The organism is Bryocella elongata (genome assembly GCF_900108185.1).
Taxonomy (GTDB): domain Bacteria; phylum Acidobacteriota; class Terriglobia; order Terriglobales; family Acidobacteriaceae; genus Granulicella; species Granulicella elongata.
Genome location: NZ_FNVA01000007.1, coordinates 56,621 through 76,594, shown reverse-complemented (window position 1 = coordinate 76,594; position 19,974 = coordinate 56,621). Strand labels below are relative to the sequence as shown.

The window sequence follows — 19,974 nt, the reverse complement described above, 5'->3', positions numbered from 1 at the left end:
CCCCGCCTCAACCTCGGACAGAGTATGGCCGATAGGTGGGATACGACACTGGGCAGGGAAACGGATTCATGGGCTTTCAAGACAAGCAGCGATCGACGACGGAAGCAGCGCTTCCCAAACAAATGTTCTTCACCGACCGTTCGCAGCAGCGTCGCGGAGCGAAGGCTCCCGCTGCTCCCAACGGCATCGCCCGCGCGGCCGCTCAGGCGGATGCCGGCCAGCAGGCCCGCTTTCACGCACGCATGAACGAGGGCGTTACCCACCTCCGCGCGGCGCGCTGGCGGGAAGGCGCGGCCAGCCTCGCCGCAGCCATCGAGATCGACCCCCGCTCCGCGGACGCCGTGTCGAATCTTGGGGTTGCGCTCTACTATCTCGGCGACGCCGAACGCGCCCGCGTCTGTTATCTCAAGGCCCTTGAGCTGAACCCGAAGCTGGCCAGTGCGCACAGCAACCTCGGCCAGGCGCTCCTCGCGCTCGGCCGCAACAGCGAAGCCGCCTCGAGCCTCATCAAGGCCGTCGAGCTCGATCCGAAGCTCACCGACGGCTGGGTCAACCTCGGCGCCGCCCTCAACGCCATTGGCAAACACGCCGCTGCGGGCGAGGCCAGCCGCCACGCCCTCGAGCTCGATCCCAACAACCTCGAAGCTTCCCTAAACTTCGGCAACGCCTTCAAGCAGGAAGGCATGCTGCAGGAGGCCGCGCAGTGCTACCGCCGCGTGATCGCCCTCAATCCCCGCGATCCGCGCGGCTACAACAACCTCGGCGAGACCCTGCGCGACCAGGGCGAACCCAACATCGCCTCACGCGCCTATGAAGCTGCCCTCGCTGTGGATCCGCGTAACCCCGTCGCCTTCTCCAACCTTTTGTACCTGCACGCCTTTACCCGGGATATCCCCGCGGAAAGTGAGCTTGCCCTGGCTCGCCAGTTCGAAAGCTTCCTCCTCACCGCCGAAGAGCGCAACGCAGCCCGCGCAGCCTCCTGCCCCTGGGGCGGAGCCTTCCCCGCCGAGCCCCTGGGCGCCGGTGTCGCCCGTCGCCGCCTCCGCGTCGGCATCGTCTCCGCCGAGCTCGGAACCCACGCCGTCGCCGAGTTCCTGGAGCCCATTCTCGCCACCCTCGACCGCTCCCGCTTCCACCTCACGCTCTTCCCCGTCACCGGCCGCTACTGCGAGCGCGCCGCCCGCATCCGCGAGCTGGCCGATGGCTTTGTGCCGCTCACGACCCTCAGCGACGCCGCCGCCGTCGAGCGCATCCGCCGCGAGCACATCGACGTCCTCATTGACACCTCCGGCCACACGCTGAACAACCGCCTCGGCATCTTCGCCCGCCGTGCCGCCCCGGTGCAGGCCACCTACATCGGCTACTGGTCCACGACGGGCCTGACCGAGATGGACTACTTCATCGCCGACCAGGACCCGCCCGCTTCCATCGAAGCTCACTTCTCCGAGCGCTTCTGGCGTCTGCCACGCATCGGCGTCTGCTATCGCGGCGACCGCGACCTCGACCTCGGCTGGCAGCCACATCCCGAAGGCAAGATCCGCATGGGGGCCTTCGCCAAGTTCGCCAAGATCCGCGAGGCCACGCTCGCCCTCTGGGCCGGCGCCCTGAAGGCGGTGCCCAACTCCGTCCTGCTGCTGGAAGACCGAGGCAACGCCGAGACCGAGTCGCACAACCGCATCCGCACCGGCCTCGCCGTCCATGGCATCGCTCCCGAGCGCGTCGAGTTCCTCTCCTACGAGCCCGGCCACGCGCGCCACATGCGCATGTATCACCAGCTCGACATCGCGCTCGACACCGTGCCCTTCAACGGCGGCACCACCAGCTTCGACGCGCTCTGGATGGGCGTTCCCACCGTCACGGTCGAAGGCCAGACCGAAGGCGCTCGCATCACCGGTGCAGCGCTCAACGCGCTGGGCCACCCCGAATGGATCGCCCGCGACGCCGCGGAGTTCGCCGGAATCGTCGCCGCCATCGCCCGCACCTGCACCGACGACAACGCCTCCCGCACGGCCATGCGCAGCGACCTCCGCGAGCAGATGGCCGCCAGCCAGCTGTGCGACTCCGTCTCGCTCACGCACTCCCTGGAAGATGCCTTTGAGCAGATGTACGTGCGCTGGCTGAACGGCACGGAGCAGACTCGCATTCCAGCGCAGTCTGCAGCAAAGCCGGTTGCATCTACCTACCTCGGTCTGAAGAGAGCCAGCGGATTCTAGACGACAACAGCTAAGCCGCCGGGACCTCCACCGGTCGCCCAATCGAACTCATAAACAGCAGCACCAGCCCCGCCACCAGCATCAGCCCCGCGAGGTAAAACGGCGCGCCCTCCGTGGGGAACACCGGATGCACCCCGAGCGAATCCGCGAACACCCGCGTGAACAGCGATGGCCCAATCAGCCCCGCGATACCGCGCAGCGAATTCGTCGCTCCCTGCAAAGCCCCCTGCTGGTTCGGCGGAATCACCTTCGACATGATCGACTGCGCCGCCGGCCACGCGATGCTCATCAGGTTCAGCAGCGGAATCCCCAGCCAGACCAGCAGGCCCGTCTTCGAGAAGCCGAACATCCAGTACCCGATCGCCCCACCCACATACCCCAGCAGGATCGACCGCCGCTCGCCGATCCACTTCACCGCAGGCTTCACCAGCATCGCGCCGTAGATCCCCGTGACGATGCCCACCACCGCCAGCGACAGGCCGCCGGTCTGCGCCGTCCAGTGATAGCGCGAATAGACGTAGATCATGTAGGCGCTCATCAGCGACTGCTGCGCGATGTAGCCCAGCAGCAGCAGGAACGCCAGCGGAAGCACGCCCTTGACGCTGCGGAAGAGCTGCAGCGAGCCAATCGGGTTGGCCCGCTTCCACGAGAAGCGCGAGCGGTGCTCGGCCTTCAGCGACTCCGGCAGCACGAACAGCCCGTACATGCCGTTCAGCAGCGAGAGCACCGCAGCGATCCAGAACGGAAGCCGCGGGTTGACGTTGCCCAGCACGCCACCCAGCGCAGGCCCGAGCACAAAACCCACACCAAACGCCGCGTTCAGCATCCCAAAGGCGCCGGCGCGCTTCTCCGGCGGAGTCACATCCGCCATGTAGGCCATCGCCGTAGGCACACTCGAAGCTGTGAGACCCGAGATCACCCGCCCCAGGAACAACCACGGAAGCGTGGGCGCCAGCGCCATCACGATGTAGTCGCAGCCCAGGCCGAAGTTCGATAGCAGCACGATGGGCCGGCGTCCATACCGGTCCGAAAGCGAACCCAGCACCGGCGAAAAGAAGAACTGCATTCCCGCAAAGAGCGTGCCGAAGATGCCCAGCCACGTCGCCGTCTTCGCGTCGTTTCCGTTGACGAATCCCTCGATCAGCTTGGGCAGCACCGGCAAAATCATCCCCATGGCGAGCATGTCCAGCGCCACGGTGAGGAAGATGAAGGTCGCAGCAGCGCGGCGGCCCTGGGGCGCTTCAATCCCCGGCATCCCGGTCCCGACTCCCTCAGCGCCGACCGCCTCCACCGTCTCCGGCTCGCCCAGCATCGGATTTGGCTGCTCGGACGGATCGATACCACCATTAAGATCCGGCGGAATCGGTTCGGTGAGGTTGGAGGGGTTGTCGCTCATGGCGTCGAGTATAGCGGGTGCGATTAACGGCTCTTGCAGCGCGAATAACACGCCTGCTTTCCGAGAGATAGGCATTCCGCCTCCATCGCGGCTCGTCGCCCTGTGGACTTCCGGAGACATTCGCGTCTCCGGCCCTATTCGGAACGAACCGGAAATGACCTGTTGCGGTCCACCAACACCGGTGAAATCCTGTGATCCGCGTCACAGACGGGCCGCAATATATTTGCGCACCGAAACAGTCCGAGTTATCATCAAACCCAGCGAGGAACACATCCATGGCTTACAGCGACAAGGTTGTCGATCACTACGAAAATCCGCGCAACGTCGGCACGCTCGATAAGAGCTCGTCTGAGGTTGGTACCGGCCTGGTCGGCGCACCCGAGTGCGGCGACGTCATGCGCCTCCAGATCAAGGTGAACCCTGAGACCCAGGTCATCGAAGACGCGAAGTTCAAGACCTTCGGCTGCGGCTCTGCCATCGCGAGCTCATCGCTCGCCACCGAATGGGTGAAGGGCAAGACCGTCTCCGAGGCTCTGCAGATCTCCAACACCGACATCGTGAAGGAGCTCGCGCTTCCCCCGGTGAAGATCCACTGCTCGGTGCTGGCAGAAGACGCGATCCGCGCCGCCATCGGCGACTGGAAGAAGAAGAACAACGTGGCCGAAACCGAGGCCGTTGCCGTCGCTGCTCACTAAGACGCGACGCAGCACCAATCGATCGGTTTGTCTTGATTGACCGCTCGTTGCACACAGATCACACAGGCCAGCCCGCAAGGGTTGGCCTTTGTCTTTGCCGAAGATATCGAGCACACCAACGACGCGAAGCGGGAGTAGCAGCGGGCTTCAGCCCGCGGAAAACAAATACAAGGATTCGGGGCTTTAGCCCCGGCCCACGGAAAGCCAATCGGGCATCGCGTCCATCTCACCCATCCGGCTGGCCGAGGAATACGCATACCCCGACGCGCTCGCGACCAATCCGCCCTTCACGGGATTCTGGTGGATATAGGCCAAGGTCGTCTCATAGGCTGCAAGGTCCGGGACCCGCTTGTCGAAATGCCCCCGCTCCCAGACCTCTTCGCGGCTGTGCAGCCTGAAGGAAAAACCACCCCGGATGAACTGTAGAGCCTTCTCAAATGAGACCTCCGGTGCCGGAGTCAGAAGCAGATGTACATGGTCCGGCATCACCACAAAGGCGTGCAGCGCAAATCGGCCTTGCACGCGGTAGTGCATCAGCGTCTCGACAAACAGCGCTGCTTGGGCAGGAACAGCGAAGATCCTGCGCCTGGCCGCCGTTGAAAACGTTGTGAAGTAGGTACGCAGTACCTGTGGTGCTCTATGCATGAGGACTGCCCGAGGCTGAAGCCTCAACTGGTTTGGCTGAATCCTACCGCGGGCTGAAGCCCGCTGTTACTCCCGTTTCGCACAGCGCGCACACGCCCTGGTGCCAGAACCGGAAGCGCGCAGATCCACGCAGCAGGGCTATTTCCGCAGCCACCCTCACCTTCAGCATCGGTGGGCCGATATGATGGTTGAGTTATGGCCGCTCCCGCAAATGTCGATCTCGCCAAGCTGGTGACCGAGTCGCGCAACCCCGCGACCAATCATCTCGATGAGCTCCCGACCCTCCAGATGCTGGAGCTGATCAACGATGAGGACGCCAAAGTCGCGCATGCTGTGCGCAACGAGCTTCCCTTCATCGCCAAAGCCGTCGACGAGGTCGCGTCGCGCTTCGAGCGCGGAGGCCGCCTCTTCTACATCGGCGCAGGAACCAGCGGACGCCTCGGCGTGCTGGACGCCAGTGAGTGCCCGCCCACCTTCAACGTCTCCGCAGACCTCGTTCAGGGCCTCATCGCCGGTGGCGACGGCGCGCTGCGGCTGTCCAGCGAGCACTCCGAAGACTCTCCGGAAGAAGGCGCACGCGACCTCGGTCGCGCCGGCTTCGCGCGGGAGGGCCGCCCTGACGTCGTCGTGGGCATCGCCGCCAGCGGCCGCACGCCCTACGTCCTGGGCGCGATCAACTACGCGAAGATGATGGGCTGCCTGACCATCGGCCTCAGCTGCGTGCCGCACTCCGAACTCGCCATGCAGACCGACCTCGCCATCACGCCCTTCGTCGGCCCGGAGGTCGTCACCGGCTCCACGCGCCTCAAGGCCGGCACCGCCACCAAGCTCGTGCTCAACATGCTCTCCACCGGGGTCATGGTGCGCACCGGGGCCACCTACGGCAACCTGATGGTGAACGTGCGCCCGACCAACGCCAAGCTGGTCGCCCGCGCGCATCGCATCATCGCCGAAGCCGCCGAGGTCTCACTCGAAAAGGCCGCCGAGCTGCTTCCTGAAAGCGGAAGCGACGTAAAAACAGCCATCGTGATGGGACGGTTGAACCTTCCACGCCGCGAAGCCGAAGCTGCCCTGGGCCACGCCCACGGCGTGCTCGCTCGCGTGCTGCATCCCGAAAAGTTCAGTCAGTAGTACTCGCACAGACACGCTCGCCAGTCACGCCGCGCTTCGTCACCGTGACCTTCACCGCTTCAAGCTCCCGCCCAACCCACAGGACGGTATGCCGGCAACCTACTTCCTCACTACGCTGCGGCTGGGCTTCCGGCACTGGTCCCTCGAGGACCTTCCTCTCGCCCGCGAGCTCTGGAGCGATCCCGGCGTCATGCGCTTCATGGGTGGCCCCATGAATGCCACCCAGTCCCTCGCCCGCTTCGAGCTCGAAATGAGCCGCCAGCAGCGCTTCGGCTTCTGCTACTGGCCCATAGAACTCCTTGCCGACGGCAGCTTCGCCGGTGTCTGCGGACTTCGTCCCTACCATGACAGCACCAACGTCCTCGAGGTCGGCGTGCACGTGCATCCCCGGCACTGGAGCCTGCGTCTCGGCGAAGAAGCCGCACGCGGCGCGATCGCTTATGCCTTCGACACGCTCCACGCCGAAGCTCTCATCGCCGGCCACGGCCCGGGACATACCAACTCGCAACAGCTCATCGAGCGCCTCGGCTTCCGTTTCAGCCACGAAGAGCCGTGGGGCGCCGATGGTGTCCTGCATCCCTTCTACGAGCTGCGCCCGGAGCGCTGAGCTCGTCCTCCCGCACCCGCCCGGCGCGGTCGCCACAGGGTTTCCCATGGACTTCGGCAGATAATCCCCGGATAATTGAGGACTCCATGACTCCCATGATGGAAGACACCGGGCTCGAAGTGTTGGATCTGCGCTGCGATGAGGCATTCGCCGCCAGAGAGTTGCACCCACGCGACATCACCATGGAGCTTGACGGACTGCAGCGGCTCTCCCGCGCCATGCTGCAGCGCCCCGATGATATCCTCCAGGAGCTCGTCCGCGCTGCGGTGGATCTCTGCGGCGCCGACAGTGCAGGCATCAGCATCGAGCGCGTCGGTGGGACCGACGAGCAGTTCTACCATTGGGTCGCAACTGCCGGAAACTACTCGGGATTTCTCGACGCCATACTGCCGAAGTACCCCAGCGCCTGCGGTCTTTGCCTGCAGCGCGGCACCGCACAGCACTTCACCGTGGACAAGAGGTTCTTCGACATCCTCGGGGTCGAAGCGCCGCTCGTGACAGACGGCATCCTGCTTCCGTGGAGCGTGGATGAAACCCGCGGCACGATCTTCATCATGGCCCACACCCGGGCCGACGCCTTCGACAAGAACGACGTCCGCCTGATGACCATGCTCGCCGACTTTGCCGCCATGGGATTCAAACACCAGCGGCAGCACGCCTTGATGATCATGCAGGAACGCACCGCCTCCGCCGCTCGCATGGCCCACGCCCTCGCGCACGAGATCAACAACCCGCTCCAGAGCATGACCAACACCGCGTTCCTGCTCGAGGAAGGCGCTGATGTCGACTCCAGGGCCCTCGGCCGCGATCTCTCCAACGATCTGCGCCGCCTCTCCGGCCTGGTTCGACGCCTGCTCGCTATCCCCTTCGACAACACGCGCAGCAGTACGCTGTGATTCTTCGCCACCCGCGCCTCCTCGACGATCTGTCACACCCCACTGCGCCATGTCGCACCATCGCGGTCGCAGTAACCCGCGACCCGTTGCCCACGACCCGTTACTTTCTACTCAACCTTCACGGCTCACTGCTCTATGTACAAAGGTCGCCTGGCTCCATCTCCCACTGGCCTGCTGCACCTGGGCCACGCACGCACCTTCTGGATCGCCTGCGAGCGAGCCCGTGCAGCCGGCGGCACACTCCTGCTGCGCGATGAAGACCTCGACTTCCAGCGAGCCAAGCCCGAATACTCCCACGCCATGAAGGAAGATCTTCGCTGGCTAGGGATCACATGGGAAGACGAGCAGCGTCAGAGTGATCGTCTCGAGCTCTATCGCGACGCCATGATGCAGCTCGTGCGCAGCGGCCACGCATACCCCTGCACCTGCAGCCGCAAAGACCTCGCCCAGGCCATGGCCGCACCGCACGAAGACAGCACCACCGCGCCCAATGATCTGCAGCCCGACCCCGACGACGAGCCCGTCTACAACGGCCGCTGCCGTCCGCACGTAGCTTCTCCATGGAACGGCTCTTGTCATCCTGAGCGCAGCGAAGGACCCGCTTTGCCGGCTCAACGGCCGGCCTTCAATCCCGCCACCAACTACCGCCTCCGCGTCCCCGACGGCGAAGCCATCAACTTCCTCGATGGCCACGCCGGCCCGCAGTCCTTCGTCGCAGGCTGCACACGCGAAGCTGACTTCGGTGACTTCCTCGTCTGGCGCAGGAAGCTCACAAACGATCCTCGCGATCACGGCCTGCCCAGCTATCAACTCGCTTGTGTCGTCGACGATGCAGCCATGCGCATCACCGAAGTCGTCCGCGGCCGCGACCTGCTCAAGTCCACCGCGCGCCAGATCCTTCTCCAGCGCGCGCTCGGACTTCCCACGCCCGCTTACTTCCACACCGACCTGATGCGCGACGACCTCGGCGTGCGTCTCGCCAAGCGTCACGATGCCCTCGCCCTGCGCACACTCCGCGAACAGGGCCACACGCCCGCACAGGTCCGCGCCATGTTCGAGAGTTCCACATCACAGACGCAGGACCCGGCCAGTGATAGCGTAGGCCTGACATGAGCGACCTCGCCGCGAAGCCAGCCATCATCACCGAAGACGAGATCACCCTGCTCGTCGAGACCTTCTACGCCCGCGTGATGGAAGACCCGCTCCTGGCGCCCATCTTCGCCAGCCGCATCCACAGCTGGGACGCGCACCTTTCGCTGCTGCGCGACTTCTGGTCCAGCGTGCTGCTCGCCAGCGGACGCTACAAGGGCCACCTCATGCTCGCGCACTTTCAGCTGCAGCTGCAGCCGCAGCACTTCGCCCGCTGGATCGCACTCTTCCGCGCGACAGCCAAGGATGTTCTCCCGCTACCCGCTGCAGAGCTCGCAATCCTTAAAGCCGAAGGCCTCGCCACAAACATGCAGCGAGGCCTCCAGATCTACGGCATGCTCGACGAATCCGGCGAAGCATAACGCCCTTACGGTTGGTCCCCTTCCACCTCAGGCCCAAACGCAGCCCGCGCCGCCTGTGCCGAGGGCGTCATCGTGAAGTCCGTTGGCGGTGTGCCGCCAGCAAGATTCTGCACGAAGTAGTCCCAGCGCCGCCGCATGATGTACGGCCCCATCGCCTGGTAGCCATGCGGCACGTTCGGCACAATCAGCAGGTCGAAGTTCTTGTTCGCCTTCATCAGCGCATCGACCAGCATCAGCGTATTGTTCGGGGGAACGTTGTCGTCCATCGAACCATGCACCAGCATCAGCTTGCCCTTCAGGTTCGCTGCATAGTTCTGGTTGGCCTGCGCATCGTAGTTGCTCTTGCCGTCAGGTCCAATGACTTCGAGCCCGGCCCAGCGCTCATCCCAGTCGTCTTCATAGTCGCGGTTGTCGTGGTTGCCGCTCTCCGACCAGCCCACCTTGAAGAAGTCCGGGAAGTGGAACAGCGCCGATGCCGTCGCATTGCCGCCACCCGAGTGGCCCCAGATTCCCACGTGATCGAGATCGATCCACGGATACTGCTGTGCAAGCTCCTTCAGCCCAGCCACCTGGTCCGGCACCGTGTCTTCGCCTATGTCTTCCGGCTTCGACGCGTGATAGTCGTGGAAGCTCTTCGAGCGGAACGGATTGCCCATGCCCTCGATCGAAACCACCACGAAGCCAAGGTCCGCCAGCGCCTGGTCATCGCCCAGCGAAGCCGAAAATCCCAGGGCGCCGTGCACCATCACCGACCCGCCCTGCGGCCCCGGATAGATCACATCCACCACCGGGTACTTCTTCGCGGGATCGAAGTTCGTCGGCCGCCACGCATAGCCGTAGATGTCCGTCTTGCCGTCCTGAGCCTTCATCTTGATCGGCATCGGCGGCTTCCATCCCGCCGCTATCAATGCTGAGATGTCCTGCTTCGCCAGCTCCAGCACCACCTTGCCACTCGCGTCACGCAGCACCGTCGTCTGCGGATGATCCAGCGAAGAGTACACATCGACGAAGTAGCTTCCATCCGCCGTCGCCGTGATCGCGTGATCCAGATCCTCCGGCGTCAGCAGCGTCTGGTCCTTGCCATCGAGCTTCACGCTGTACAGCTTGCGATAGTACGGGTTCTCCGTCTTCGCCTTGCCATACGCCGTGAAGTACAACGTGCGCAGCTTGCGGTTGAAGCCCACGATCTCCGCCACCGGCCCTTCACCGTGCGTGATCTCGCCCTTCAGCTTGCCGTTGCTCAGATCGTAAAGATAGTACTGCGCCCAGTCCTTACGCTCCGAAGCCCACACGAACTCGTTGGAATCCCACAGCACCTTCCAGTCCGTCTTGGCCTCGTTGCCGTAATACGTGTCGACATGCTCGTGATACACATCGCGCACCTCGCCCGAGGTCGTGTCCGCAACCTTCACCCACTCGTCCTTGTGGTCGCGCGACGTCGAGACAAACGCCAGCTTCGTGTCATCCGGCGAGAAATCCACGTCGCTCCACTTGCCATCGCCGTCGCAACTGATGTCGTCGCACTCCATGCTGCGATGCTGCATGGGCTCGATCTTCAGCTTCGTCATCGCGCCCGACGCCACATCGATCACCACCGGCTCGATCATCGTCACATCCGTATCGCCCACCAGCGGATAGCGCCACGCCTGCAGCTTCGGATGACGGTTCGTCACCGGCACCAGATACATGAAGCCTGTCTTGCGCTGGTCCTGGCGGAACGTCGCAATCTTCTTCGAGTCCTCCGACCACGTCACAATCGCCTGGTCCGAATGCGTCCAGCCCGCGTTGTCCGTCGCGTAGCCATAGTCCTCGATGCCATCCGTCGTGAGCGCATGCTCCTCACCCGTACCGAGGTCACGCACCCACAGGTTGTTCTCCCGAAGAAACGCCGCAAAATGGCCGTCCGGAGACACATTCACCGATTCTCCACCACCCCGGCGACGCCGTCCCGCCGGAGGCGCGCCCGCAGGCGGCGTCTTCGCCTGGGCCTGCGGCTCCTGTCCGCGAACGTATGGCGCAGGCACCGCCACCCTGCTGCACGTTGTCGCAGAACGGTCGCAGCTGAAGGTTCCTTCACCCGTCGTCACGCGAAAGCCATCGGCCGTCGGTTCGTAGGTGCTCACATTCAGCGTCGCGCCCGTGATGGGGTATCGCGTCACAGCCGTCAACGCAGTGGCCAGCGCATCGCGATCGAACGCCGGAGCCTTCGTTCCCTTCTTCGGATCAGCCAGCATGTACATCGCACCCGCCGCCTGCGAGTCGCGATAAAACACGCGCCCATCCGCAAGAAACGTCACGTTGCTCACCGTGTGCGAGACCAGCGGACGCGTGTTGTAACTCATCCAGCGCTCAGCCTGCTTGTAGTCGCTGGCCGTATACACGCGCTGCGCCTGCGCGCTGACCGCAGCAGTTGGAAGTACGGCAACCATGCATACCGCGGGAAGAAGAAAGCGGCGGACGAGACTGCCACGCACAAAGCTGCGAGCCATAAGACAAAGGGGGGCGTTCTGCATCATCAGGAAGAGCACTCCGGGTTTCACCAACTATTATGCGACGCAAGTTGCCCCACACCACAACGCGGCAGCAGTATCTCTGCTGCGGCGGTCTCTCTACAGACGAGTCCCACGCCGGATTCGTTACGCCAGGTTACTCCGCAGCCGCGCCTGCGCCACGCAGCCGTCGCAGCAGCGCCGCCGGACGTAGGCTCTCCGGCCAGTGCAGCACCGCGCGCAGGAAACCCGGCCACGTGTCATGCGAGATCTTCAGCGACGCCGGCAGCACATACACATCCATCACCAGCTCAGCCAGCATCAGCGAAGCCGCCGCGCCATACAGCCCAAAGTGCCGCGCACAAGCATAGGTCACCAGCACCGTGCACCCCGTGGCGACCGTGTACACCGTCGCCAGCCGCTCATGCATATTGATCGCGGAGACCAGCGTCGCGCTCGTGGACCACAGCGAGTACAGCACCACCACCAGCAGCAACAGGCCGATCAGCTTCATGTCGGCGGGAACCTTCCCCATCGTCCAGTGATGCAGGAACGGCGGTCCCAGCGCGGCAACAACAACCATCACCGCCAGCGAGAAGAACAGAGCAATCTGGCATGCGCGCCGATGCAGCGTCCGCACCAGCTCCCAGTTGCCCGAGCCAAACGCAATCGAAAGCTCCGGCCACACCGTGTTCTTCACCATCTCCACGGCCTGCAGCGCCAGCCGCGACACCGTGCGCCCCGTCGAGAACACCGCTACAGCACCCGGCCCCAGCGCATAGTTCACCGCCATCTGCGACCCCTGCAGATTCAGCGACTGCCCCAGCGGAAATCCCATGAACGCAATCGAAGGCCGCGTCAACCGCTTGATCTCCGCAAACGACGCGTGGTTCCAGCCATAGCTGATCCACGGAATATCGCGCTTCACCAACACGCACAGGATCAGCGTGATCGAGATGTTCGCCAGCGCGAAGACCATCGCCACCGTGCGCGGCCCATAGCCCATCACGATCGGCGCAATCTGGATCGCAAACGCGATGATCGTGAACATGCTCTTCAGAAAATTGCCGTAGCTATACCGAGCGATGCAGCGATAGCTGGCCTGCAGCAGCGTCTCCAGCTGGTTGAACAGCATCGAGAGCCCCAGCCAGAACAGAGCCCAGCTCGTATCGTGCTCGCTGATGCCATCCAGGTTCAGCAGGTGCGCCATCGGCAGCAGCCAGATCGCCACGCAGAACACCACGCCAATGCATCCCATCATCAGCGAGATCAGCCACCAGCAGCTCTGAAAAACACCCAGCGCCTCGTCCTGCTCGCCACGGGCCATGCGCATCGTCATCTCGTTGCCGGCAACGGTGCCAAAACCCGTGTTCGAGAAGCTGAGATATGCAGGCAGGCCCGTCAGGATCGCCCATACGCCAAACATCGTCTGGCCCCAGTAATGAAACATCACCGGAACCTGCACCAGTTGGATCAACGTGCCCGAAGCCTTGGAGACGATGTTGGTCAGGAAGCCGACGAGCAGCCGCTTGCGTACGTGCTCATCCATGCAGGGCACTCCGCAGGCCACCCCGGCACGACGCAACCTGCGCGCTTCGCAAAGAGATCATGCCACGTGAGACGCCTGCCGCAAGCCAAACAGCCATGTGCTCGATTCTATCGTCGGACATCGGGTGCCCCGGGCCCGGATCTTCGGACCCGGGCTTGAGTTTGATTGCAGCCCCCGGCAGACACCGGATCCTTCCAGTGAAGATCAACACCATCGGAAGCCAAGCGCACATTTCAGCTTCTACCGCTTGCGCTCGCGATCCAGCCGCATCTTCTCCTGCGCCAGCCGCATCAGCTCCGCCTCATCCCCACGACGTTGCGCCTCAGCCATCTGCTGCCGGATCTCCCGCAGCCTGCGATCGACGTAGTCCGCGTGCAACCGCTCCAGCGCATGCTGCACCCGCTCCGCTGTAATCTCGTCGCCAGTCTCCGACGCCGTCAGCAAAGCGCTCGCCAGCAGCGCACGCGACGCCTGGTCCGGCGCAGCCTCCAGCGGATTATCCGGCACCGGCGCATTCGCCAGCACCTCCAGCACCGGCGCCGACGCCAGGTCCGAGTACCACTCCGGATACGCCCCCAGCTTCTCCGCAGCCAGCGCCCGCGCCGAGTCCGCGTCCGGCAGCACCAGCGCCTTCAGCAGAATGCGTTCGACCTCCGTCACCGCACGCGGTTCGGCGGCCTTCACACTCTCCAGCCGGTGCTGCGCGGCGTTCTTCAACTCCTGCCGCACCAGCGACGATTCAATGCCCAGCTTCTGCGCCGCGTTCTCCGCAAACTCCGCCCGCGCAATCGCGCTGGGCAGCCGCTTGATGTGCGGCAGCAGAAAGTTCAGCGCCTTCTGCTTGGCCTCACCCGTACGCGTGCCAAACTGCGCGCGAGCCCGCTCGATGAGGTAGTCCGCATAGCGAGTCGCTCCACGCACCTGCTCCGTGTACGCCGCAATCCCATTCTCCAGGATGAACCGGTCCGGGTCGAGGCCGCCGGGGAGAGTCACGACGCGCACCTCGAAGTCCTCTTCGACGAGCATGGTGAGCGTCTTCTCGGCAGCGTTCTGCCCCGCGTCGTCAGGGTCGAAGTTGAGCACGATCTTCTTCGCGAAACGCGACAGCAACCGCACCTGCGCTTCGGTAAACGCCGTGCCGCTGGTCGCAATCACGTTCTCGATCCCGCTGGTGAACACGCGGATGCAATCCATTTGGCCTTCGACCAGCAGGGCAAACTCCAGCTTGCGGATCGCAGTCTTCGCCTTGTCGAGATTGAACAGCACGTTGCCCTTCGTATAGAGCAGCGTCTCCGGCGAGTTCAGATACTTCGGCCCCGCCTTCGGGTCCACATCGGACGAATCCAGCGCCCGCGCCGTGAACGCAATCGTCTTGCCCTGTTCGTTCGTAATGGGAAACGTGATGCGCTTGCGGAACTTGGCATACATCGGCCCCGCGCTCCCGTCGGCCTGCTCCTTCGACGAGAACAGCCCGCTCTGCCGCAGCACATCGTCCTTGAAGAACTTGCCCAGCCGCTCGCGCATGTCGTTGAAGCTCTCCGGCGCATAGCCGATGCGGAACTTCTGGATCGTCTCCGGCGTCACCCCGCGGCCCGTCAAATACTCTCGCGCTCGCGCCGCCTCCGGCGAGCTCAGGCTCTGCTGGAAGTACTGCGTCGCCGCCTCATGAATATCGATCAGCTGCCTGCGGATTCCCGCCTCCGCAGCCTCCTGGGGCGAATCGAACGTCCGCGCCGGGATCGCGATGCCCATCTTCGTCGCCACCGCACGCACTGCCTCCGGAAAGCTCACCGAGTCCATCTTCATCACGAAGCTGAAGACGTCGCCCTTCTCGTGGCAGCCGAAGCAGTAGTAGTACTGGTGCGCCACGTTGACCGAAAACGACCCCGACTTCTCCTTGTGAAACGGGCACAGCCCCGTGAAGTTCTGCGCGCCCGACTTGCGCAGCTTCACATACTCGCCCACGATGCGGACGATGTCGGCCTGCTGCTTCACGATCTGGGAGAAGGATTCAGCCATAAGGGCTCCTTCCAGTGTAGTGGTGTCGCCTCAGGCACTTGTCCGACGCCCCTCCTTGCACAAGACTTGAGGCATGGCACGTGCAGCAAGCTCGCAGATTCAGCAGCGCGAAGTTCGCAGACCGGGCGCGCAATGACCCAGAACGAAGTCCTCCTCGTCGTCGCCGGGCCTGTCGCCGTAGCGGGCCTCGCGCTCCCCTGGTTCGGGCACGCCCACGCAGGCGTGCTCTTCGGTGTCAGCGTCCCCGGGAACTTCGAGACCTCCAGAGAGGCCGACCGCTCCATCGCACGCTACCGCCGCGACTCCATCCTGTGGGCCCTCTTCCTCCTCGCGGTGATCTACACCTGCGTCCGCTTTGGCGGCGACACCCTCTGGCTCATGCTCGCGCTCAGCGCCACCGGCCTTCCCCTTGAACTCACCGGCTGCTTCTACCTTTGGCATCGCGAGCACGTCCACATCGCCACCGCTCGCGGCAAGCTCGCCGAACTCGCCGCCACCGAAGGCCTAGAGCTCCCGCCCGGCAGGAAAGACGATCTGCCCACGCCCGACCGCCCCATCGCTCCGCTGCTCATCGCCGCCACAGCCTTCCTTCCGCTGATGGCCGCCTCCATCATCCTCGAGTCGCACTACCCCACCATCCCCGAGCACTTCCCCCAACATTGGAACGCCTCCGGCATCGCCGACGGCTGGGGAGAACGCACTCCCGCGACGGTCTTCCTTCCACCCTTGATCGGCAGCGCCGCGGTGCTGCTCGTGGTCGCGGCAACGGTGCTCGTGGGTCTGGCCTCAGGCAGCGGTTCCCGTCACCGCATGCGTACTCTTGCGCCACTGGCCGCGCTCGCGTGGATGCTATCCCTCATCTTCGCCGTCGCCAGCCTCCTGCCCCTGCATAACGACCTCTCCATCTCGCATCTCGGCAGCATCGTCGTGGGCATGATTCTGGTCAGCGTCGCAATGGTTCTCTGGCTCCTCATACGCACCGCACCCGGCCTGCCTGGTGCTCAGCCCCTGCATCGCTCTACCAGCTCCACCAGCTGGAGCCACTGGCACGCTGGCGTCTTCTATGCCAATCCCGCCGACCCCGCGCTGCTCGTCCCCAAACGCTTCGGCTGGGGTTGGACCTTCAACTTCGCAAGACCAGCCGCGTGGATCTGCATGCTCGTCATCCTCGCCCTCGCGACCGCCATGCTCTGGCTCCCGAGAGTCATCACGCACATCGCGAAGTAAGCAGCACAGCGTTCCCACACGATGTCTATCGACCGCAACGTGCCTCACTGGAAGGTTGCCCCACCGAGGGAGTATCTTCAGACTCCGTCGCATACATCCTTCGTACAGAAGAGCTTGCGGCGCGACCTCTTTGCCCCACGCATGTCCAGTTTCTGCACTCGGGCCTCACGTCTCGAAGCAACATGCCACGGAATCCTGTGTTCCAACAATCGCGAGCCCGAACGGCAAGCGGACGGGTACTGGCTCTGACCGCCGAGAAGCGGGTCAGCCTCATCAAGGAGAATGAAGATGATTTCCCTCAAGTTGATTCGTAATACGGTTCTGGCTTCGGCCACTGCGCTGGGACTGGCTGCCATGCCAATCGCGCAGGCTCACGCTGAAGCCCCGGTCTTTGTTGGCATCTCGATTGGCATTGCACCTCCCGCGCTGCCGGTGTACGCTCAACCGCCTCTGCCTGGCCCTGGCTATCTCTGGGTCCCCGGCTACTGGGCCTGGGGTGACGCCGGCTACTACTGGGTCCCCGGCTACTGGTCGCAGCCCCCGCAGGTGGGCCTGCTCTGGACCCCCGCGTGGTGGGGCTGGGAGGGCGGCGCCTATGTCTGGCACGGCGGCTACTGGGGCCCGCACGTCGGCTTCTATGGCGGCGTGAACTATGGCTTCGGCTACGGCGGCATCGGCTTCGCCGGCGGCGAGTGGCGCGGCGGTGGCTTCTTCTATAACAGCGCCGTCGTCAACGTCGGCGGAGCTCACATCACCAACGTCTACGTGAACCGCACCGTCGTCGTGAACAACACCATCGTCAACAACAATCACGTCTCCTTCAACGGCGGTAACGGCGGCATCCAGCGCCAGCCCTCGCCGGTGGAGCAGCAGGCGATGCATGAGAACCACTTCCAGCCGACGGCCCAGCAGACCCAGCACCAGCAGTTCGCTTCGCAGGATCGCGCGCAGCTGGCCTCGGTCAACCATGGCCGTCCCGCAACGTTCGCTTCAGCCAACCCCGGAGCCTACCGCGCGGTCGCACAGCAGCACGCACAGGCCATGCCGATCTCCGCACAGGATCGCCAGGTGGGTAAGAGCTACAACCCCAACACCCGCGAAGCCAATCAGGATCAGCGCATCGCGAACGGCCTCAAGTCCGGCCAGATGACCTCCGGCGAAGCGGCCCGCGCCGAAGGCACACAGTCCCGAATCGATAGCCAGGTCGCCCGCGACCGCGCTGCGAACGGAGGGACCCTCACCAACCAGGAGCGCAACCAGATCAACCGCGAGCAAAACGGGGCTTCGCGCCAGATCTATAACGACAATCACAACGGCGCCACCGTCGGCCAGAACCAGGTCAACACCCGCGAAGCCAACCAGGAGCAGCGTATCGCCAACGGTCAGCGCACTGGACAGATGACCTCTGCGGAAGCGGGTCGCGCGCAGAACACGCAGTCCAACATCGCAGGCCAAACCCACAACGAACGCGTAGCCAACGGCGGAGCGCTCAATAACCAGCAGCGTCAGCAGGTCAATCGCGAGCAGAACGGAGCCTCGCGACAGATCTACAACGAGAACCACAACGGACAACAGACCCGTCCCGCGCCGCAACAGCGGCCCGCGCCCAAGGCCCCGCCCGCCGAACACGGCGGCGAACACGGCCACCGCTAAGAGCAATATGCCTAAGCAACAAGCAACGGCCGGCGAGCAATCGCCGGCCGTCCTCTTTGCGCTGTATCCGCGTTTGAGATCCGCGTTGACACCCGGGCCAGAATCCCCGCTGCAATCCAACCTAGAATAAAGCCTGATGCTTAGCTCTCTTGAACGCGCACACTTCACCGTCATCCTCGTTGGTGCGCGGAATCCCGGCAACATCGGCGCCGCAGCCCGCGCCATGCACGACCTCGGCTTCACCGACCTCCGCGTCGTGAACGACTTCGCTCCGCCCTTCGAAGCCGCACAACTAGCCGCACAGGCCATCGATTCCGACACGAGCGATGCAGGCCCCAATACCGTTCTCGACGCCACCGTTCTCGACGCCGCAACCAAGTCCGCCGTCCACTCCGCGCATGTCCTGCAGTCCGCCCGCCGTTACGATGCGCTCGAGCCCGCGCTCGAAGGCTGCACCCTCGTCGTTGGCACCACAGCCATCGGCGAACGCGAGGTGCGGCTGCCAATCCTTCCCTTGAAGGACGTCGTCCCGCAGATGATCGAAGCCCTGCGTGCCCTTGCCGCTGAAGCGAAGAATACCGCGGATGAAGAACCCGCCCCAAAGCGAGTCGCTCTCCTCTTCGGCTCCGAGAAGACCGGCCTCACCAACGAGCAGCTCAGTCACTGCCAGCTGCTCACCACCATCCCCATGTACGCTCCCGTGGACGAACACGGTCGCATGCTCCGCCATCTCTCCATGAACCTCGGCCAGTCCGTCGCCGTGTGCCTGTATGAGCTCACACGCGAAGGCTTCGAAGGCTCACGCGAGATGCCATACGTCAACGACACGGCCGCCGACTTCGCCGACCGTGAGCGCATGACGGCGCTGCTCGACAGCGTCATGCGGGCAACGGACTACACACGCCGCTACCCGCACAACAGCTCGATCGAAGAGGTGCGCGCGCTCGCAACGCAGCTTGCGAGCGGACACCATCGCGCCATGACATGGATGGGAATTTTGCGCCAGGTGCTGCGTCAGCTCAAGGCCGCACAGCCGGATACAGTTCGCGATCACCGCGAAGAAAAGTAAGCAACCGCCCTGACACCCCGGCGCGATGCTTTCCTTCGCATCGCGCCGCTGCCCGCGTGGTCACTCTCGCCCCGCTACAGGCGGCTGGCGACCTTGTTGCCATGGTTCGTGTTGCTTGTGTCTGCACTGGCCCTTGAAGACCGCGCATTCATTCCTGGGTGTTAGCGATACTCACAGCTGTTAGCGAAAAACGATGCTCGCTGCTTATTAGCGAAAAACAATGCTCGCCGCCTGTTAGCGAAGAACGATGCTCGCATCCGAGATGGCGCTGGTCGCAACCACAATCACCGTACCTACGGCATAGTGTGCAGTCGAGTTCGCCGCCAGGATCTTCTCGCCATCGGCCGCCTTCACATTGCTCGACGCGCCTGGTGCGATATCCACCGTGCCACCGTTCACCGAGACCTGAACCATCTCCTTGGTCTCATTGCGCAGCGTGAATCTCACCATCTTGGTCTTTGCGAAGATCGCATGCACCGGCACGTGGATCGCCGCCGGCTGTGCATACACTGCCTCGCTGCCAATCAGCGAAGCCATCATCACCATGGTTCCAACAATCATTCGACGATTCATACATCCTCTTTTCTGGTGCTCAGAATTTCTCGGGTTGAAGTGTTGCTGTTGTGCTTCGTTTGAGAGCGCTTCAAGCGGTCCGCCATGGTTCGGATCACTCGTTGCAATGTTCCCTACGCGAGAGACGTGCGAGTGGTTCCATGGTTCGTTCCCGTTCACACAACATTTTTCTTCATCACTTTTCTCGTGACCTCCCACCACTCACAACGTCAGAGATTCATCCTGCTTTGATCCGTCAGTGATGGGTCAGGCATCCACCGGGCCCGGGCGACTAAAATAGGAAGGTGCCTGACCTTCTCGC

The 19,974-nt window shown here is 63.8% G+C and carries 16 protein-coding genes; 10 read left to right on the top strand and 6 right to left on the bottom strand.

The window, feature by feature from the left end; translation table 11 throughout:
• Positions 1-68 precede the first annotated feature (68 nt).
• On the top strand, positions 69-2,213 hold the full coding sequence (locus C4S68_RS18375) for an O-linked N-acetylglucosamine transferase, SPINDLY family protein (protein ID WP_103934579.1): 2,145 nt from the start codon (positions 69-71) through the stop codon (positions 2,211-2,213).
• Between the two features lie 10 nt (positions 2,214-2,223).
• Here C4S68_RS18375 and C4S68_RS18370 read toward each other — a convergent pair whose 3' ends face one another.
• Positions 2,224-3,684 carry a TCR/Tet family MFS transporter gene (locus tag C4S68_RS18370; protein ID WP_235011699.1) on the bottom strand — a complete coding sequence of 487 codons (1,461 nt, stop codon included), beginning with the start codon at positions 3,682-3,684 and terminating at the stop codon, positions 2,224-2,226.
• Between the two features lie 200 nt (positions 3,685-3,884).
• On the opposite strand from C4S68_RS18370, the gene iscU reads away from it, so the two are divergent.
• On the top strand, positions 3,885-4,304 hold the full coding sequence (gene iscU, locus C4S68_RS18365) for a Fe-S cluster assembly scaffold IscU (RefSeq protein WP_103934578.1): 420 nt from the start codon (positions 3,885-3,887) through the stop codon (positions 4,302-4,304).
• Between the two features lie 183 nt (positions 4,305-4,487).
• Here the strand turns inward: iscU and C4S68_RS18360 are convergent, their stop codons facing one another.
• Positions 4,488-4,949 (bottom strand): REP-associated tyrosine transposase, encoded by a 462-nt coding sequence (locus C4S68_RS18360; RefSeq protein WP_103934577.1) that lies wholly within the window; start codon positions 4,947-4,949, stop codon positions 4,488-4,490.
• Positions 4,950-5,144: 195 nt separating this feature from the next.
• Between C4S68_RS18360 and murQ the strand changes: the two genes are divergently transcribed.
• The 5 genes from murQ to C4S68_RS18335 all read left to right on the top strand — a co-directional run bounded on the left by murQ (position 5,145) and on the right by C4S68_RS18335 (position 9,094).
• Complete coding sequence (murQ, locus tag C4S68_RS18355; RefSeq protein WP_103934576.1) at positions 5,145-6,080, top strand: N-acetylmuramic acid 6-phosphate etherase; 936 nt, start codon at positions 5,145-5,147, stop codon at positions 6,078-6,080.
• Positions 6,081-6,168: 88 nt separating this feature from the next.
• On the top strand, positions 6,169-6,687 hold the full coding sequence (locus C4S68_RS18350; RefSeq protein ID WP_103934575.1) for a GNAT family N-acetyltransferase: 519 nt from the start codon (positions 6,169-6,171) through the stop codon (positions 6,685-6,687).
• A gap of 86 nt (positions 6,688-6,773) precedes the next feature.
• Positions 6,774-7,583: a GAF domain-containing protein gene (locus C4S68_RS18345; RefSeq protein WP_103934574.1), complete on the top strand. Its 810-nt coding sequence runs from the start codon at positions 6,774-6,776 to the stop codon at positions 7,581-7,583.
• A 135-nt stretch (positions 7,584-7,718) separates the two neighbouring features.
• Positions 7,719-8,696 carry a tRNA glutamyl-Q(34) synthetase GluQRS gene (gene gluQRS, locus C4S68_RS18340; protein WP_103934573.1) on the top strand — a complete coding sequence of 326 codons (978 nt, stop codon included), beginning with the start codon at positions 7,719-7,721 and terminating at the stop codon, positions 8,694-8,696.
• Entirely contained in the window at positions 8,693-9,094 is a 402-nt protein-coding gene (locus tag C4S68_RS18335; RefSeq protein ID WP_103934572.1) for a group III truncated hemoglobin, read from the top strand. Before gluQRS ends, C4S68_RS18335 begins: the two co-directional genes overlap by 4 nt.
• A 5-nt stretch (positions 9,095-9,099) precedes the next feature.
• Here C4S68_RS18335 and C4S68_RS18330 read toward each other — a convergent pair whose 3' ends face one another.
• From C4S68_RS18330 to dnaG, 3 genes are all read right to left on the bottom strand, one after another.
• Positions 9,100-11,610, bottom strand: a complete 2,511-nt coding sequence (locus C4S68_RS18330) for a S9 family peptidase (RefSeq protein ID WP_235011698.1) — start codon at positions 11,608-11,610, stop codon at positions 9,100-9,102.
• Positions 11,611-11,740: 130 nt separating this feature from the next.
• Positions 11,741-13,132 carry a lipopolysaccharide biosynthesis protein gene (locus C4S68_RS18325; protein ID WP_103934570.1) on the bottom strand — a complete coding sequence of 464 codons (1,392 nt, stop codon included), beginning with the start codon at positions 13,130-13,132 and terminating at the stop codon, positions 11,741-11,743.
• 240 nt (positions 13,133-13,372) lie between these two features.
• Complete coding sequence (gene dnaG, locus C4S68_RS18320) at positions 13,373-15,151, bottom strand: DNA primase (protein WP_103934569.1); 1,779 nt, start codon at positions 15,149-15,151, stop codon at positions 13,373-13,375.
• A 132-nt stretch (positions 15,152-15,283) separates the two neighbouring features.
• Here dnaG and C4S68_RS18315 point away from each other — a divergent pair, with 132 nt between their 5' ends.
• From C4S68_RS18315 to C4S68_RS18305, 3 genes are all read left to right on the top strand, one after another.
• Positions 15,284-16,378, top strand: coding sequence for a DUF5808 domain-containing protein (locus tag C4S68_RS18315; protein WP_103934568.1), 1,095 nt, complete (start codon positions 15,284-15,286; stop codon positions 16,376-16,378).
• Positions 16,379-16,666: 288 nt separating this feature from the next.
• Positions 16,667-18,031: a YXWGXW repeat-containing protein gene (locus C4S68_RS18310; RefSeq protein ID WP_235011697.1), complete on the top strand. Its 1,365-nt coding sequence runs from the start codon at positions 16,667-16,669 to the stop codon at positions 18,029-18,031.
• Positions 18,032-18,167: 136 nt separating this feature from the next.
• Positions 18,168-19,100, top strand: a complete 933-nt coding sequence (locus C4S68_RS18305) for an RNA methyltransferase (protein ID WP_103934566.1) — start codon at positions 18,168-18,170, stop codon at positions 19,098-19,100.
• Between the two features lie 234 nt (positions 19,101-19,334).
• Here the strand turns inward: C4S68_RS18305 and C4S68_RS18300 are convergent, their stop codons facing one another.
• A complete protein-coding gene (locus C4S68_RS18300; RefSeq protein ID WP_146072219.1) occupies positions 19,335-19,673 on the bottom strand; it encodes a hypothetical protein in 339 nt (112 codons plus the stop codon).
• Between the last annotated feature and the right edge of the window lie 301 nt (positions 19,674-19,974).